Here is a 15,365-nt window from a genome sequence, read left to right as displayed (position 1 = left end):
TAGGTCTGCTACTTTCTGCCTATATTCGGCCACAAATCAGGCCTAAACCGTGTTGTAAAGCGAAGAAATATGAGTTACGATGTCGGAAAAAGATAAAAAGGGAGAGGACCGGAATTGAGCACTTCCGTATTGCGACAACGCTGGAAAATAAGGCAAAAAATGATTGTCGTCTCCTTGCTGCTGTTGGCGCTTCCTACGTTAATCGTAGGCCTCGTCAGTTACCAGGTGGCGAAGATGGAAACGGACAAGCTGATCGAAAGCAAGCTGCAGAGCAACGTCCGCCTGGCGATGGAAATGGTCGGTTTGATGGACGATGCTGTGAAGAGTGGAAGGATTCCGCTGGACGAGGCCAAAGAGCAGGTCAAGAAGATGCTCATCGGAGAAAAGAATGCCGAAGGTAAACGCTCGATCAACCCGAAAATCGATATCGGGGAGAACGGTTATTTCTTCGTTCTGGACAGCAACGGAGTGCTGCTCGCGCATCCGCTGCTCGAAGGCGAGAACATTTGGGACAAGAAGACGAGCGACGGCCATTACTACATACAGGATTTGATCAAAAAGGCGCAGGCCGGAGGCGGAAACACCTATTACATGTGGCCGTTGCCGAAAAGCACGAAGGAAGCGATGAAAATATCGTATGCCGAGCTTGAGCCGAGATGGAACTGGATTATTTCCGCCGGTTCCTATATGAAAGACTATAATGAAGGTCAAAGCCATATTTTAACCAACATGCTTCTAACGCTTGCAATCTGCCTTGTCATCGGGGCGGCCATCATCTGGCTGTTCGCCGGCCATATCGCCGGGCCGATCGCACGCGTGGCCCAAAGGACGAAACGGATTGCCGGAGGAGACTTGACCTCGCCGCCGCTCGCTGTCACGAACCGGGACGAAATCGGACAGCTTGCCGCCGATTTCAACGAAATGAACGAGCAGTTGAAGACGCTCGTCGTGCAGGTGCAGTCGGGTTCGGAGCAGGTGTTGTCCGCTTCGAATGGGCTCGCTTCCTCGATCGACGAGACCACGAAAGCTTCGAGGCATATTGTTTCTTCCGTACAGGACATAGCCGCCGGAATGGATTCCCAGGCCCAGTCCACCGAGGAAAGCTCGCGCGCGATGGAGGAGATGGCGGCCGGCATTGGCCGTATCGCTTTTACCTCCTCGAACGCTTTCGACGCGTCGCTCCGGACGTCCCAAGCCGCGGAGGACGGCCAGGACAACGTTCGCCGGTCGGTCGAGCAGATGAACCGGGTTAGCAGCACCGTAACCGATCTGGCTTCCGTCGTGCACAAGCTGGATCAGCGCTCCCGCGAAGTCGGGGACATTGTGGAGGTCATCACGGCTATCGCCTCGCAGACGAATCTGCTTGCGCTGAACGCTTCGATCGAAGCGGCGCGTGCCGGCGAGCAGGGACGCGGATTCGCCGTCGTGGCCGGGGAAGTCAAGAAGCTGGCGTTGCAGTCGGAAGCTTCGGCGCAGGAGGTCATCCGGCTCGTGCAGGCGATTCAAGCGGATATCGGGTATGCGGTGCAGGAGATGGACCGGGGCGAGCGCGATGTCGGCGAAGGAGTCGAACTGACCAGAAAATCCGGGGAGTCGTTCGAACGGATCATGGAGACGACCCGAGACGTTGTCGAGCAAGTACAGGAGGCGTCCTCCGCCGCCGAGCAAATGTCTGCCAGCTCCGAGGAGGTCGCCGCTTCGTTGCAGGAAATGGCCCGCATTACCGCGCTTGGTGCGGAAGGGACGCAGAATATATCCGCTTCGACGGAAGAACAACTGGCGACCATGGAGCAGCTTAGCAGCCAAGCGGACCGGTTGAATCGTCTCGCCGAACAGCTTCAGAAGTCAGTTACCCGTTTCCGGGTTTAAATCGCAAGAACAAATAAGGACATTTCCGCATGCCGTCGGGTGACGGAGGAAATGTCCTTATTCATTGTGCGCCGATGTCAGGTTTCATTTGCAAATCCAATCGTCTCCCCAGACTTGGACGGCATCCATGACCGGACGGAGCGCTTTTCCTTTCTCCGTCAAGGAATATTCGATGCGAATCGGCATTTCCGGATAGACGTTGCGGACGACGATGCCTGCCTGCTCCAATTCCTTGAACCGCTCGGTAAGCATGCGGTCGCTCATATCGGGTATCATCGACGATATATCTTTGAACCGCATCGGGCCGTTCATCAATACGCGGATGATCAAGCCGGTCCAACGTTTCCCGAGCAGCTCGAAGGCTGTCTCGAACTTGGGACACAAATGCATGTCATGGCCTGCGTTTTCCATACTCTCATCTCCTAAAACGTAAACTACATCTTTATTTTAACATAGTTACTTGACAAAAGTAAGCCTTACCTTCCATTTGTAACTTACAAAAAGAAAGGGGGATCCCGGAAGCCAAAAAAAAGAACCGCCGCTATTGCAACGGTCCGGCATGGCTGAGCGGATAAAAACGGAACATGATTTTGCCGACAAGCTCGCTCTTGTCGACAAAGCGATTCGGCCACGAGTGTCCGTCGTAGCTGTTATTGCGGTTATCGCCGAGGAAGAAATAATGATTGTCGGGCACGGTCACTTTGGCGAACGTGTAGTTCATTTTGTTTTTCAAATAAGGCTCGTCGACTTTCTCCCCGTTGCGGAACAAAGAGCCTTCACGCACTTCGATCGTATCGCCGGGAAGCCCGATCAGCCTTTTGACGTAGCGGACCTGGTCCTTGTTCTCGGCCGCATGGTTGAAGACGACAATGTCCCCATGGTCGAAATCGGTAAACTTGATCAGCTTCTCCATCACAAGCCGGTCGTTGATCATGATATTCGGCTCCATGGAGCCGCTCGGTACTTTCACGGCTTGGGCTACGTACGTTTGAATAATCAAGCTTAGGATGACCGCGATGGCGAGAGGCGGCACCCATTCTTTCAAAATCGCTTTCCAGCGCTGCATGGCGGCAAGGCTCCTTTTCCGGGCGTAATTAAAGCAGCTGCTTCCAGGAACCGTAGTGGAACAGGCAGATGCCGTCCGCGCCACTGTCCCCGGCACGACGGACATACTCTTCGAACTGCTCCTGCCCGATGTCGTATTCCGCGGTTTTCAGCAACCCGGCGTAAACCGGTACGCGTCCTGCCGCTTTGCGAATTTGCCCTTCGACGATGCCTGCGAAGCTGCCGGGCTTCATCCAGTAGTCCATCGGGCAGACGAAGTCGACGTAGCCGCGCTCCGCCCATTCCCACCATTTTTGCCCGAAGCATTCGTATTCGCTTTCCGGCAGGAACGGTTCGCCGCGCAGCTCGTTTCCGTAAGGGGCGTTGTACCAGACGGCGGCGGACAATTTGGCGTCGGCGCGCACGTCTCGTAAGGCTTGGCGAATCGAGCCGACAAGCGACGTAATGAGCGAAGCGCGGTATTCGGCCCACTCGGCGGGATGACGGTCGAGCAGCCAGCGGGATATGCTTGCCGTATCGCCGGGCGTTCGGGGAATGGCAATTCCGCTATGCCGCTCGAAGCCGTTCAGGCAATCGTCGCAGAAGCAATATCGGTACGAGCGGGACAATACGAGCTTGTCCCCGATCGGAGGATCGTTGTACGCATTGCGGGCCTCGTCGATAAAATAGGTCGTGCGGACGCCGTCGGCGGTTTCCAGACGGATGGGCTGACCGGCTTTTGGCAGTCCGATCCAGTGCCCGGCACTCTTCGTATCAATCTCAAGCCTGCTGTCGTAATGGTAGTAACGGATAAAATCGAGATGAATGCCGCTTAATCCGGGAAACTGGCGGAGCAGTTCCGCGCATTTTGCCGGAATGGTCGCTTTGACGTCGGGATGTCCAGGGTCCAGCACATAGCCGTGCCCACAGATGGGCTCGTCGTAGGTGGAGATGCCGTGCGCGTCCACGCAGTAACAGGCTTTGTCGTTCAACAGTAATTGATCGCGGCTGCCGACCCGCTGATGCAGGGTAGAAACCATGCCGTGAACCTCGATATTCCGGCTTGCCGCCGCTTCGGCCAGCAAGGCTACCCGTTCCGGGACGGTTTCCGCATGCCGTCCGTCCAGGCTCAAATATACAATGATTTTACCGACGCTGCCTCGTTCGCACCAATCCAGCAGAGCGGCGATTTCTTCGGCATTGCGGGCCTCGGAGCCGAGGTACAGCCATACGGCATTATGTAACGATTTCATGATGCACTTAATGCTCCTTTCACCCTTAAACAAACTCCTGTTTGATTTCTCTCCTATTATACCGGACGATTCGCGGGAACGGAAATAGCTTTTTCTTTGCCGCCCTGCATGGTACACTCGAAGTGATTTCAATTCGAGATTCCCCGAATCAAGCCCGCTGGGCCGATCCAGCTACTAGCCTAAAGGACGCTGAATGCATGGACGTTATCGACTTCATTACAAGATCGCCGGATATCGATTTCAGCATCGCCTCATTCGACGGGCGGCTTCAATTGGTGACGGCCAACGCCAAATTTAAAGACATGTACCGCATATCGGAGCAGGAAGCGCTGCCGGAGCCGTCGCAGCTTCGCAAGGTCGTCGAGCTGGCAGCGAGGCAGAAGCAGGACGTTGCCGGAGTCGTGATTGATGAGATGATTGAGGGGCGCAAGCTTCAACTGATGCTGTACTGTTACAAGAGTGAAGAAGAGGACGAGCGTTACCACACGGCTCTTTTCGACATTACCGTACTGTGCCAGTTTTACGAGATGAAGCTGGCCAACGAGAAGCGCAAGCTGATCGGAGAGATGGCGGCAGGAACCGCCAATAGCATTCTAAATCCGCTCGCCGTCGTCCGGGGCAGCCTTCAGTTGATCGAGACGACGCTCAAGACGAATCTCGCCTCGAGCCATTTGTCCGATCATCTCGTCTCCCAGAGCGTCGGGCATTACATTACACTCGCCAATCACCAGGTTACGGAAATCAACAATTACGTCCAGCGCTGGCTGCATCTGGGCAAGCCGTTTCATCTCGATCTTCGTCCGGTGCTGCTATCGTCGTTTTTGGAAACGTACGTGCCTAACCTGCAGCGGGACGCGATCAAGAAACGGGTTCCGCTCGTTTGCGAATTTCCTTCGGACGACGGCCAACTGCTGATCGATCCTCATTACCTGCGCGAGGTCATCAACGAGTTTATTAAAAATTCGTTCGAGGCATCCCACGAACAAAAAGGCATCGTCCGCTTATCCGTTCAGGTGTCGGACCGAACCGCGACGATTACGATCCGCGATTCGGGGCCCGGCATCGCCGCCGATATGATCAAGCTGGTGAAGGACCCTTTTTTTACGACCAAGGAGGATTCGATCGGCCTCGGTCTGAATTTCTGCGAAGTCGTTCTGCAAAAGATGGGCGGCCACTACGAGCTGTCCGGCGATCCCTCGGGCACGGAGGTGCGCATCGTGCTGCCCCGCGTGTCGGCGGACTAAACCGGACAAGTCGAGCCCACGGATCTAATCTAACCGTGCAGCAGGTCCCATATTTGTTTGCCAATCAAGAGGGTCGTTACGGCGACGAACAACGGCTTCACATAGCCGGCACCGCGGCGGATCGCCACGCGCGAGCCGATCAAGGCGCCTGCCAGCATAGCCAGCCCGAGCGGAATGCCGTAATACAGGTTGACGTTGCCCATGAGCGCGAAGGTGACGAGACTACCGGCGTTGCTGGCCAGATTGAGCGCCTTGGCGTTGCCTGCCGCGACGACGAAATCGAAGCGGAGCAGGAGGAAGGCGAACAGCAAAAAGGAGCCCGTGCCGGGGCCGAAGAAGCCGTCGTAATAACCGAGGATCAGGGCGACCAGAGCGCCGGCGGCAATCATTTTGCCGGATAGGCGCGGAGCCGAAGAAGAGGCCGTGCGCTTTTTGACGAGCAGCGTATACAAGGTAACCACCACAAGCATGACGACGACGAGCGGCTTCAGGAAGTCGGGCGGGATGAGCCGTACGGTATAAGCGCCGGCGACCGAGCCCAGCAGCGATAGCGGAAACCATTTGCGGACGAGCCGGATATCCATCTTGCCCGACAGTAGAAAGGATACCGAGCTGGTCAGCGACGAGATCGTGCCGCCCAGCTTGTTCGTGCCGAGTACGACGGCCGGAGGCAGGCCGGTCCATAAAAGAGCGGGAACGGATATCAATCCGCCCCCGCCGACAACGGAATCCACGAATGCTGCGACAAACCCGACCGACAACAAAAAAAGGATCATTTCAAGAGATGGTTGTTCCATAAAGGTCGCTCCCGTGCGGGCTAAGCCGCGTAATCTGTAGGCGTTGCAGTTCGGTCGGAAGCTTCGGACGCATGCCGGTTACGGCAAATAGCTGCGCAGCACGGTTATGCTGCCGTGCAGAGAGTAGGCGCCTAGGTCGGCGGGCAGCAGAAAGCAATCGCCGCGCTTAGCGGCGAGAGAGCCGTCGGCCCAATCGAGCGTCCCCGTTCCGTCGCATACGACGATAATGGTGAAGCTTTCGGGAGACGCAGCAAGCTGCCAGGAGCCTTCTACGACGCCTTTATCGACTATAAAATAAGGGGCGGAGGCAAGCCGCAGCCATTCGTTTGCGGACGCCACAACCGTCTTCATGCGGGTCGCCCCGCTCTCCCCGTAGGCGGTTACGTTCAACGAATCCTCGATATGCAGCTCGCGAGGCCGTCCGTCCAGCCCCGGCCGGTCGTAATCGTAAAGCCGGTACGTCGTATCGGAATTTTGCTGGATCTCGGCCACCAGCACCCCTGCGCATAAAGCATGCACCGTGCCGGCCGGAATATAGAACGAATCGCCTGCCTGCACCTCGACGGCTTGCAAACAATCCATGATCCGGTTATCGGCAATGCCTTGCGCGAACGATGCGCGGTCAAGTCCCGGCTTCAGCCCGTAAATGATCCGGGCTCCCGGCTTGGCATCAAGCACGTACCACATTTCCGTCTTGCCCAGCTCGCCCTCCGGCAATCCGGTATAGTCGTTGTCCGGATGCACCTGCACGGACAAGTCGTCGTTGCAGTCGAGCAGCTTGATTAGCAGCGGGAAACGTTTGCCATCGCTGGTGTCGCTTTTCGCTCCGAACATCGTACTGCCGTACTGGCGGCGGACCTCATCCAGCCCCATGCCGGCCAGCGGACCGTTGACGACCTTCGTCGTGCCGTTCGGATGATCGCCGATCATCCAGCCTTCGCCGATCGGGCCTTCCGGCAGCTCCAAACCGAATTGCTCCAGCGCCCGTCCGCCCCAAACCCGTTCTTTCATTTCTGCCTTGAATTGAAGAGGATATGATTTCATGCGGCATTGTCCCTCGCTTCCTCGTTGTAGCCGATGCTTTTAACTGTACACCTTTCTTTTTTCGATCGCAATAACGTATGGCGGATTGTTGCTCCGGTTTGCAAACCGGTACAGAAGCGTCTGGAAAGCCGCCTCCGGCAGCGCAGCGGCCCATCGCTGGACGCTTTCGGCTTCCTCCCGGCCTCCGTCATGTCCCGGATACAATACGACCGTAAGAATACCGCCGGCTCTCAGTACGGAGACGGCCGCGTCAAGCGCCGGCAACGTCGATTCGGGCCGGGTGATGACGGTCTGGTCGCCGCCGGGCAAGTAGCCGAGGTTGAACATCACGGCGCCTACGCGGCCCCGCTCGTCGGGCGGCAGCGCCTGCTCCAGCTCGGCATGGCTTTGCAGCAGCAAATGCAACCTAGGGGCGGTCGCATGGAGAGCCGCGACCCGTTCGGCCGCGCGATCCAGCGCCTCCTGCTGAATATCGAAGGCGTAAACGGTACCTGCGGATCCGACTGCGCCGCATAGAAAGGCCGTATCCGCGCCGGTGCCTGCGGTTGCGTCCACCGCGATCTCCCCGGGACGCAATCGTTCGGTCACGCAGCGGTGGGCAAAGCTCAATACCGACATAAATCCCATAGGGCGGCCTCCGTTTCCTGCCGCAATGCGATTGCAGCACGATTTTTCAGCGAAACGATACCATATCCTTCCGGGGAATACAAGCTTGTCCGTATGTTGGACGCATTCTATCCATAAAAAATCCAGGCCGTCCGGAAAAAAGTCGTCCGGCCTGCCTGGATTCGTATTCGTATGACATCCTATGTCTTGCCTCTGTTCCCGTTAGAGAGCGCTAATCGCCACAACCCGGTTTTGCAGCCGCGCCCGATCGGCCAAAAAGCCGATTTGATGTCCGTAGATGGACTTGTCGAGCGAGGTGGAGGACAGCGAGGGCGTCTCCCCGCGCAGGGTGCTGACGAAGTCCGCCACGAGGCGGAGGTCGCCTCCGCCGTGCATATCGTTGGAGACGTTAAGCTCGACAAGTTCCTCAGTATACCGGTCGACGGAGCGCAGGTCGGGACGCCGTACCCGGAAGCAGCCGTCCTCCAAAATGCCGGAGATTTCGCCTTTCGTGCCCGTAATGTGGATGGAGCGGTACCCTCTGGAGGTGGCGCCCGTCATATTATGCGAAGCGGTGCTGCCATCCTCGAATTCGATGATGACCGTCTGGTGATCCACCACATCATTGTCGCATCGCCATACGCAGCGTCCGTACGGGTTGGTCGTCCGCAGCGACTCCAGTTGTTCTTCCTTCGAAGGCGTTTCGCCCAGGTGCATATTGTCCCAGGCGTATGGCCCCCACATCTTCTGCTCCAGGTACATTTGCCGGGCGGAGTAAGGACACGACGCCTCAATCCGGCAATCGACGACACAGCGCGTTCCGGAGCCTTCCGGAGCCTTTTCCGAGCGGAACTGGGACAAATTACCGAAGCTGTTTACTTTGACCGGACGCACATTTCCTTTCATCCATGTAATCAGGTCGAGGTCGTGGCAGCATTTTTGCATCAGCATCGACGAGCCGCCGTCCTTCAAATTGCTCCATTTGCCCCGGACGAACGCGGTTGCCATATGGTGATAGCTGACGTTCTCTTCCGTTTGCATGGCGACGATGTCCCCGATGTCCCCATTCGCAACCCGCTTGCGGATCTCCGCATAGAACGGCGCATAGCGCAGCACGTGACAGATGAGCACAGTCCGGTTGTAGGTTTGCGCGGCCTCGTAAAGCTTCAGCACTTCCTCTTGGCTGATCCCGATCGGCTTCTCCAGCAAAACGTCGTATCCCGCCTTCAACAGAGGCAAGGTTGTCGCGACATGGAGCGAGTCCATCGTTCCGTTAATGGCGGCGTCGGCCTGCTTAGGGGCGGCAATCAACTGGTCTACCGACTCGAAGACCGCTTCATCCGCGAGGCCGAATCGATTGGCCGTCAGCTTCCGGCGCACCGGGTCGGGCTCGACCACGCCGACGATTTGCAGCTCGTCGGGGTGGCCTTTGGCGTAAGAGGCGTATACCAGACTGCGGTGTCCCGCTCCGACAATAACGGCACGAACAGCCGCGTAGCAGGTACGACAGGTTTGGAGGAAGGCTCGATAGATGGCATGAACTTTCAGCTTCCTTTCTAATCTGTGCTATAATATTGTTGTTCATTTTGAACTATATTCTTAAAGTTACTCTGCTCTGTAGAAGGTTTCAACAGTAATAAATTGAGATTGGAGTAGTAATTTATTATGCATACTTCCTATGGGTTTCAAAGGGGCGAGCACGTTTCGGAGCGGTTGTACGCGATAGAATCGATCGGCTGCGGCGTAGCTCTCGACGGCTCGTACGGACAGGACGGCATGAGACGTCCCGGAGGGGGGCATTTGTTCCAGTACACGCTGTCCGGAGAAGGGGCGATTGCGATCGGCGGAGAGACTTACACGCTGCCGAAGCATCACGGCTTTTTCGTCACGATTCCGAGCGAGCATCGTTACTTTTACCCGCCGAACGGCCAGAAGCCCTGGGAATTTATATGGATTCGTTCGACGGGCGGCGAGACGGCCTCGTATTGGCAGCATTTTATCCGCTCCTTCGGGGCCGTCGCCTCGTTCCGCGAAGATTCCGAGCCGATCCGGCTCATGTGGAGCATGTACCGGGATGCGGCAGAGCAGGAATTCCGCGACAAGTACCGGATGTCTCTGCGTTTGTTCGAATGGATAATGGCGCTGGAGAGGCTTGCGGAGGGACGTGACCGGATCGCCGAGCCGATGCCCGAGTCGCTGCAGACGGCTAAGCGGTATATGGAACGGCATCTCGGCGTTCCGGTCAGTCTGGACGATATCGCCGCCTCGGCCGGGTTGTCCAAGCATCATTTTTGCAAAGTGTTCAAGATGTATACGGGCATCTCCCCGGTCCACTATCTGCGTAAAATCCGCGTTGAGGAAGCGGCGCGGCTGCTGAGGAATACGGCGCTGCCGGTGGAGGATATATCGCGCCGGCTGGCGTTCGACAACGTCAGTTATTTCGGCAAAGTATTCCGTCAGTATGCCGGAGCTTCGCCGACAGATTACCGTAAAGGCTTGAACGATCTGCACGATCATCGTCATCTGCAAATTATCGATTGACAGGTCAAAAAACCTCCTTCTCCCGACGGTTGCCGGAAAAAAGAGGTTTTTGTCGTACCCGTTTACTTAACGTCGGCGCCGGTCCATTGCTTGCCTTGCCAAGTGCTTCTGGAGACAAGCTCGGCATCGATCGCGTTCAGCACTTCCCATTTCTTCAAGCTCCACATCGGCCCGATTAGCAGGTCGCGCGGAGCGTCGCCGGTGAGGCGGTGCACGATCATATCCGGCGGCAGCAGCTCCAACGTATCGACCACCAGCTTGACATATTCGTCCTTCTCGAGAAAGCGGACGAGCCCCGCCTCGTACTGCTTGACCATCGGCGTCTTGCGCATCAGGTGAAGCAGATGCACCTTGATGCCCTGCACGTCCATACGAGCCACAGCCCGGGCGGTATCGAGCATCATGTCATGCGTCTCGCCCGGCAAGCCGTAGATGATATGCGCGCACACGCGGATTCCGCGCCTCCGCAGCTTCTCGACCGCTTCCTCGTAGCAGCGCGTGTCGTGAGCGCGGTTAATGAGCACGGACGTGGTCTCGTGCACCGTCTGCAAGCCCATCTCCACCCACAAGTAAGTACGTTCGTTCAGCTCGGCCAAGTAATCAACTACATCGTCGGGCAGGCAGTCCGGGCGCGTCGCAATCGACAGGCCGACGACGCCCGGCTGCTGCAAAATGACTTCGTAATATTCGCGCAGCTCATCCACGGGCGCATAGGTGTTCGTGTACGCCTGAAAGTAGCCGATGTACTGAGCTTCCGGCCATTTTTTGTGCTGCAGGTCGCGGATTTTGTTAAATTGGGTGACCAGGTCGTCGCGGCGGCTGCCGGCAAAATCGCCGGACCCTCTGGCGCTGCAAAACGTACAGCCGCCCGTGGCGATCCGCCCGTCCCGGTTCGGGCACGTAAACCCGGCATCCAGCATGACCTTGAACACTTTAGTGCCGAATTGCTCGCGCATTTCGGTATTCCACGTATGAAACCGCTTGTCTCCCCAGAGACGGGGCGTGACGGCGGAAGGAAGTACGCTCATCGTCCTGTCTAGCTCCTTTGCATATGAGAGAGCGGGATCGTTCCCGTTCGATTCCTCTATTGTACCAGAGTAGCGGGCAACTTAAAAAGCCCTCCCCGGCCTTCAAAGCGCCGAAAAGGGCTTGCGTTCGATGCGATTACTTGGTTGCCGGGGCGACAGCGGCATCCGGGCCGTTGGGGGCGTCCGGAGCGATCGGAAGCGTATCGGCAAGTTCCGGAGCCTTTTTGGCTTCTTCCGGCAGCACGACCTGTACCGGCTTGTCGTAATCCGAGTACGTCGCCGAAACAGTCATATCCATGCCTTCGAGCGGCATCGCTTCCGTAGCACCATAGGCGACGTTCATCGAAAGCTCGGTCTTAGTCGTAAGCTGGGTCGCGTCGTCCAGCCACAGCGTGCCGTTCATCGAAAGCGACATGTTTTTCAGCTCTTCGGCGCCCGACTCCAGCATTTGCGAAAAGCTTGCGTCGTTCAAGGACGAGCCGAGGGAAGTCATGATTTGCTTGAAGTCGTGTATTTTCCCGTTCACGGCAATTTTCCGCAGCGTCTTGCCGTCAACCTGCTCGGTTCCGAGATCGCGGTAGAAGAACGTGTTTTGCAGCAAAGCCTGGTTCATCGAAGCGCTATCCTTCTGCAATTGCATCAGCTGCTCGAAGCTAAACGGCATTTGCTTCGACATATTCACCCAGCCGCCCGAGGCGGTGATGCCGGGCATTTTCATGAAGCTGCCCTCGGGCACGATGTACTGCTCCATCTCGAGCGTATCCGATGCGCCGGGAACGGGATTGGTCATGTGGGTGATCATATGCATCCCTTTCTCCATATCGAAGGCGATGGAGCTTTTGGCCGACGTCCGCAGACCGTCCGCTCCGAGTCCCGCCGCCTCGGCTGCGCCGTCTTTCAGCCGCATGTTCATGACCTGCTCCATGTCGACCTTGTACGTTTTCAATCCGGCTTGCTTCAAGGAAGACTGCTTCAGCCATTCGAGCACTTTGGCGTCGTTCTGCAGCGAGGTGCGGATCGCTTGCTGCGCCGCGTCCGGCAGGACGAGCGTCGCGTCGGCGAAGCGAATGCCGAATTTGGATTCCAGCTGTGTCAGGGCGTTGTTGTCGTCGAGCCCGAGGAATCGGGCCAGTATGTAGCCGGCTTCCAACTGCGTGATCGGCTGATCCGGACGGAACGTACCGTCGGGATAACCGTCAATAATATGTCTTTCGATCAAGGCGCGCACGGGCGCGGCATATTCCGATTGGGCTCCGACATCGCTCGGCAGGGCGGCGTCTTTGGATTGAGGCGATAATTGCAAATAGTCGGCGACCTGTTTCATAAATTGTCCGCGAGTGACAGGCGTGTCCTTCGCAGCATCCGCAGCAGAGACGCTTGTGGCGGTCAGCGCCAAAGCCAGCAAAGCGGCAGAAGCGACAGGTAAAGATTTTTTCATGTGCACTACTCTCCTATCCGTAAAACCGGTTTTCCGACACGAATATCCCTGAACGGACAGGCCGTGCCGGTCTTAAGTTAATACGATTTTGACGGCCAAAGGTTTCGAAAAGGCCGGAAACGGGGCTTTGGAGAAGGGGGAAACGCAACTAAAATCAGGGCCAGGTTTCGACGCGATTCGAGGAAGTCCAAACCCGAAAAAAAGGCGCAGCGGCGCGGTTTTTCCGCTTGCAATACCTTACATGATGTGTTATATTAAAACCAAGAAAACCTTTACAAGTCGCAATTTCTCGCAGCTTCTTCTGCAATTCGTTGATTCAGGGCATACTGGTACAAAATCCTTTATCGAGGTGAGGTCCATGAACACGACGTTTGAGATTCCAAACGGCAACGATACGGTAATGGTTGAGCTGACGGTGAAAGAAGCGATGGCGCTCAGCGGCGGAATGCGTTTCCGTCCGGAGAGCAAGGTTGCTTTAAGCGCGAAGAAGAAAGTGCAAAAGGTACTGGAACGCAAAATGATTCCGCAAAGCGACCACCTGCATTACCATTCGCTTGATTTATAAGTCCCGCAGCAGGGACATGGAAGAGAGCGCCGTCTACCCGCGGTATCGTTTCGATGCGGGAGGAGGCGCTCTTTTTTTGCGCGAACCGGCGCTTTTCTTTTGCCGGAAAATCGTCTAAGATGAGAAGTCGTACAGGCAATTCATCAGTGGAGGATAATGCGAATGCGTTTGCGAGGCAGGAAAGGGATACGCGAGACGATCGAGAAGCAGGAAGATCTGGTCGTCATGAATCCGGCGGAATGGAAAGGCCGTTGGGCCGAATGGTTCGGCAACGACAAGCCGATTCATGTCGAGCTCGGCATGGGCAAAGGGAAATTTATAAGCGGGATGAGCGTGCTGCACCCCGAATACAACTTCATCGGCGTGGACATGTACGACGAGCTGATCCGCCGGGCGAGCGAGAAGGCGAGAATCGCCGCGGCCCGCGAGGACGGAAGCGCTCCGGACAATCTGGCGCTGGCGCTGTTTAATATCGAGCATATCGGGGACGTATTCGCCGAGGGCGAGCTTCGCCGCATCTACCTGAATTTCAGCGATCCGTGGCCGAAGAAGAAACACGCCCGCCGCAGGCTGACCCATGCCGGCTTCATCGAGCAATACATGCACGTGCTGGACCGGCTCGGCGAGATCCATTTCAAGACCGATTCCCGTTCCTTGTTCGAGTTTTCGCTCAATTCGTTCGCGGATTTGAACATCCGGCTGCGGCATATTTCCTTGGATCTGCATAAGGACGGACCCGCTGCGGACAATGTCATGACCGAATACGAAAGCAAGTTTTACGAGCAGCAGATGCCCATCTACCGGTTGGAAGCGGTCATCGGCCCGGACGCCCTGGCGGCGGACCGCGAACGGATGCGCAAGGAAACGGCAGCAAGTCCGGATACCGCACAAACGGTCGGCTCTTGAATAAATGAACAAGCCCAGCATGAGGGAGACGGAATCGCCGTCGTCCCTCGTACGGGGCTTTTTGCGCAGAAATGGACCAGCCCTAGACGAAGAGCAGCCGGACCGCTCCGAGGGCGGTCAGGATCAGAATGGCGGCTTGGAACGCCGCCTGCGGTATTTTCGGGACGATGCGGATACCGGCCCAGGCGCCGAGCAGAATCGGAACGGCCATCCAGGCGGCGAAGACGAGGGTGTCCGCCGTAATCAAGCCCAGGTAGGCGTTGAACGGTACTTTGATCAGGTTGACGGCCAGAAAGAACCAGGCCCCCGTGCCGATAAATTCTTTTTTCTGCAGCCCTCTGGACAGCAAATAGAGCGTCATGATCGCTCCGGCCACATTGCCGACCATCGTCGTAAAGCCGGCCAGAACGCCCATGGACGCCTGAAAATAGACGGTTTGCGTAAACGGGAAGTTGAGCTTGCGCTCCAGCCGGTCTTTCCCGAGATGAAGGGCAAGCAGGGACAAGATCAGCACGCCCAGCATGACAGAAAGCGAGCCGTCTCCGATATGCTCCATAACGAAGAAGCCTAGGACGATTCCCCCGAGTACCCAAGGAATGAGCACGATCAGATGCTTCCAAACGACGGCTTTGCGGTAATACGAGACGGCCACGATGTCCGCGGTGATCAGCATCGGCAGCAGCATGCCGACCGATTGCTTGGCCGGAAAGATCGAGGCCATGACGGCAACGCCGAATATACCCGCTCCCGGTACGCCGGTCTTGGAAAAGCCGGTCATCACGGCGGCCAGCAGGGCGAGGATGAGTTGCGTCCAGTTTAATTCCATAGTCGAGTCCACTCCCGATTCGCGCGTCAGTTCTGTTGCCGCAAGGCATAGGTCACGTTCGATCTTGCGGCAAGCCAAGAATACCATAGCGGGCAAGCCTGCGGATACTGCAAATTTCGCAGCGCTGCGATCGTGCTTCCGGCCAAAATAGGAAAACGGAGCAGTGCCCGAGTCGGTTCGGGACAGCTCCGTTCTTATTTCGCA

General features: G+C 56.8%; 15 protein-coding genes. 5 read left to right on the top strand and 10 right to left on the bottom strand.

Going from position 1 to position 15,365, the window contains the following annotated elements; genetic code table 11:
* The first annotated feature begins 114 nt into the window (after positions 1-114).
* Positions 115-1,869 carry a methyl-accepting chemotaxis protein gene (locus tag ABD796_RS07945; RefSeq protein ID WP_344905551.1) on the top strand — a complete coding sequence of 585 codons (1,755 nt, stop codon included), beginning with the start codon at positions 115-117 and terminating at the stop codon, positions 1,867-1,869.
* A gap of 84 nt (positions 1,870-1,953) precedes the next feature.
* Here the strand turns inward: ABD796_RS07945 and ABD796_RS07940 are convergent, their stop codons facing one another.
* The 3 genes from ABD796_RS07940 to ABD796_RS07930 form a co-directional block, all read right to left on the bottom strand.
* On the bottom strand, positions 1,954-2,280 hold the full coding sequence (locus tag ABD796_RS07940; RefSeq protein WP_344905548.1) for a winged helix-turn-helix transcriptional regulator: 327 nt from the start codon (positions 2,278-2,280) through the stop codon (positions 1,954-1,956).
* A gap of 130 nt (positions 2,281-2,410) precedes the next feature.
* Entirely contained in the window at positions 2,411-2,935 is a 525-nt protein-coding gene (gene lepB / locus ABD796_RS07935; RefSeq protein WP_344905545.1) for a signal peptidase I, read from the bottom strand.
* A 28-nt stretch (positions 2,936-2,963) separates the two neighbouring features.
* The gene (locus ABD796_RS07930; RefSeq protein ID WP_344905542.1) at positions 2,964-4,166 is read right to left on the bottom strand and encodes a glycoside hydrolase family protein; all 1,203 of its coding nucleotides are present in this window, start codon (positions 4,164-4,166) and stop codon (positions 2,964-2,966) included.
* 197 nt (positions 4,167-4,363) lie between these two features.
* Here ABD796_RS07930 and ABD796_RS07925 point away from each other — a divergent pair, with 197 nt between their 5' ends.
* Positions 4,364-5,410 carry a sensor histidine kinase gene (locus ABD796_RS07925; protein ID WP_344905539.1) on the top strand — a complete coding sequence of 349 codons (1,047 nt, stop codon included), beginning with the start codon at positions 4,364-4,366 and terminating at the stop codon, positions 5,408-5,410.
* Between the two features lie 29 nt (positions 5,411-5,439).
* On the opposite strand, the gene ABD796_RS07920 is transcribed toward ABD796_RS07925, so the two are convergent.
* The 4 genes from ABD796_RS07920 to ABD796_RS07905 all read right to left on the bottom strand — a co-directional run bounded on the left by ABD796_RS07920 (position 5,440) and on the right by ABD796_RS07905 (position 9,309).
* Positions 5,440-6,207, bottom strand: coding sequence for a sulfite exporter TauE/SafE family protein (locus tag ABD796_RS07920; protein WP_344905536.1), 768 nt, complete (start codon positions 6,205-6,207; stop codon positions 5,440-5,442).
* Positions 6,208-6,285: 78 nt separating this feature from the next.
* Positions 6,286-7,251: a type I phosphomannose isomerase catalytic subunit gene (locus tag ABD796_RS07915; protein WP_344905533.1), complete on the bottom strand. Its 966-nt coding sequence runs from the start codon at positions 7,249-7,251 to the stop codon at positions 6,286-6,288.
* Between the two features lie 39 nt (positions 7,252-7,290).
* Entirely contained in the window at positions 7,291-7,878 is a 588-nt protein-coding gene (mnmM, locus tag ABD796_RS07910; RefSeq protein WP_344905530.1) for a tRNA 5-(aminomethyl)-2-thiouridylate-methyltransferase MnmM, read from the bottom strand.
* A 201-nt stretch (positions 7,879-8,079) separates the two neighbouring features.
* Positions 8,080-9,309 (bottom strand): Gfo/Idh/MocA family protein, encoded by a 1,230-nt coding sequence (locus ABD796_RS07905; RefSeq protein WP_344906292.1) that lies wholly within the window; start codon positions 9,307-9,309, stop codon positions 8,080-8,082.
* A gap of 213 nt (positions 9,310-9,522) precedes the next feature.
* Between ABD796_RS07905 and ABD796_RS07900 the strand changes: the two genes are divergently transcribed.
* Positions 9,523-10,398: an AraC family transcriptional regulator gene (locus tag ABD796_RS07900; RefSeq protein WP_344905528.1), complete on the top strand. Its 876-nt coding sequence runs from the start codon at positions 9,523-9,525 to the stop codon at positions 10,396-10,398.
* A 62-nt stretch (positions 10,399-10,460) separates the two neighbouring features.
* On the opposite strand, the gene mnmL is transcribed toward ABD796_RS07900, so the two are convergent.
* Together mnmL and ABD796_RS07890 are read right to left on the bottom strand one after the other, a co-directional pair.
* Positions 10,461-11,426: a tRNA modification radical SAM protein MnmL/YtqA gene (mnmL, locus tag ABD796_RS07895; protein ID WP_344905525.1), complete on the bottom strand. Its 966-nt coding sequence runs from the start codon at positions 11,424-11,426 to the stop codon at positions 10,461-10,463.
* A 136-nt stretch (positions 11,427-11,562) separates the two neighbouring features.
* On the bottom strand, positions 11,563-12,864 hold the full coding sequence (locus ABD796_RS07890) for a DUF6612 family protein (protein ID WP_344905522.1): 1,302 nt from the start codon (positions 12,862-12,864) through the stop codon (positions 11,563-11,565).
* 88 nt (positions 12,865-12,952) lie between these two features.
* On the opposite strand from ABD796_RS07890, the gene ABD796_RS07885 reads away from it, so the two are divergent.
* Together ABD796_RS07885 and trmB are read left to right on the top strand one after the other, a co-directional pair.
* A complete protein-coding gene (locus ABD796_RS07885) occupies positions 12,953-13,429 on the top strand; it encodes a hypothetical protein (protein ID WP_344905519.1) in 477 nt (158 codons plus the stop codon).
* Positions 13,430-13,591: 162 nt separating this feature from the next.
* On the top strand, positions 13,592-14,335 hold the full coding sequence (gene trmB / locus ABD796_RS07880; RefSeq protein WP_344905516.1) for a tRNA (guanosine(46)-N7)-methyltransferase TrmB: 744 nt from the start codon (positions 13,592-13,594) through the stop codon (positions 14,333-14,335).
* An 82-nt stretch (positions 14,336-14,417) separates the two neighbouring features.
* On the opposite strand, the gene ABD796_RS07875 is transcribed toward trmB, so the two are convergent.
* A complete protein-coding gene (locus ABD796_RS07875; RefSeq protein ID WP_344905514.1) occupies positions 14,418-15,161 on the bottom strand; it encodes a sulfite exporter TauE/SafE family protein in 744 nt (247 codons plus the stop codon).
* Positions 15,162-15,365: the final 204 nt, after the last annotated feature.

Origin of the sequence: Paenibacillus hodogayensis (genome assembly GCF_039536325.1) — a bacterium.
Lineage (GTDB): Bacteria > Bacillota > Bacilli > Paenibacillales > NBRC-103111 > Paenibacillus_AB > Paenibacillus_AB hodogayensis.
Note: the sequence above shows the minus strand (reverse complement) of the source record. Positions and strands in the feature narration are given on the sequence as shown.

Coding starts and splice junctions, on each gene's coding strand:
- ABD796_RS07940 (WP_344905548.1), bottom strand. CDS start 2,280: ATGGAAAACGCAGGCCATGACATGCATTTGTGTCCCAAGTTCGAGACA.
- lepB (WP_344905545.1), bottom strand. CDS start 2,935: ATGCAGCGCTGGAAAGCGATTTTGAAAGAATGGGTGCCGCCTCTCGCC.
- ABD796_RS07930 (WP_344905542.1), bottom strand. CDS start 4,166: ATGAAATCGTTACATAATGCCGTATGGCTGTACCTCGGCTCCGAGGCC.
- ABD796_RS07925 (WP_344905539.1), top strand. CDS start 4,364: ATGGACGTTATCGACTTCATTACAAGATCGCCGGATATCGATTTCAGC.
- ABD796_RS07920 (WP_344905536.1), bottom strand. CDS start 6,207: ATGGAACAACCATCTCTTGAAATGATCCTTTTTTTGTTGTCGGTCGGG.
- ABD796_RS07915 (WP_344905533.1), bottom strand. CDS start 7,251: ATGAAATCATATCCTCTTCAATTCAAGGCAGAAATGAAAGAACGGGTT.
- mnmM (WP_344905530.1), bottom strand. CDS start 7,878: ATGGGATTTATGTCGGTATTGAGCTTTGCCCACCGCTGCGTGACCGAA.
- ABD796_RS07900 (WP_344905528.1), top strand. CDS start 9,523: ATGCATACTTCCTATGGGTTTCAAAGGGGCGAGCACGTTTCGGAGCGG.
- mnmL (WP_344905525.1), bottom strand. CDS start 11,426: ATGAGCGTACTTCCTTCCGCCGTCACGCCCCGTCTCTGGGGAGACAAG.
- ABD796_RS07890 (WP_344905522.1), bottom strand. CDS start 12,864: ATGAAAAAATCTTTACCTGTCGCTTCTGCCGCTTTGCTGGCTTTGGCG.
- trmB (WP_344905516.1), top strand. CDS start 13,592: ATGCGTTTGCGAGGCAGGAAAGGGATACGCGAGACGATCGAGAAGCAG.
- ABD796_RS07875 (WP_344905514.1), bottom strand. CDS start 15,161: ATGGAATTAAACTGGACGCAACTCATCCTCGCCCTGCTGGCCGCCGTG.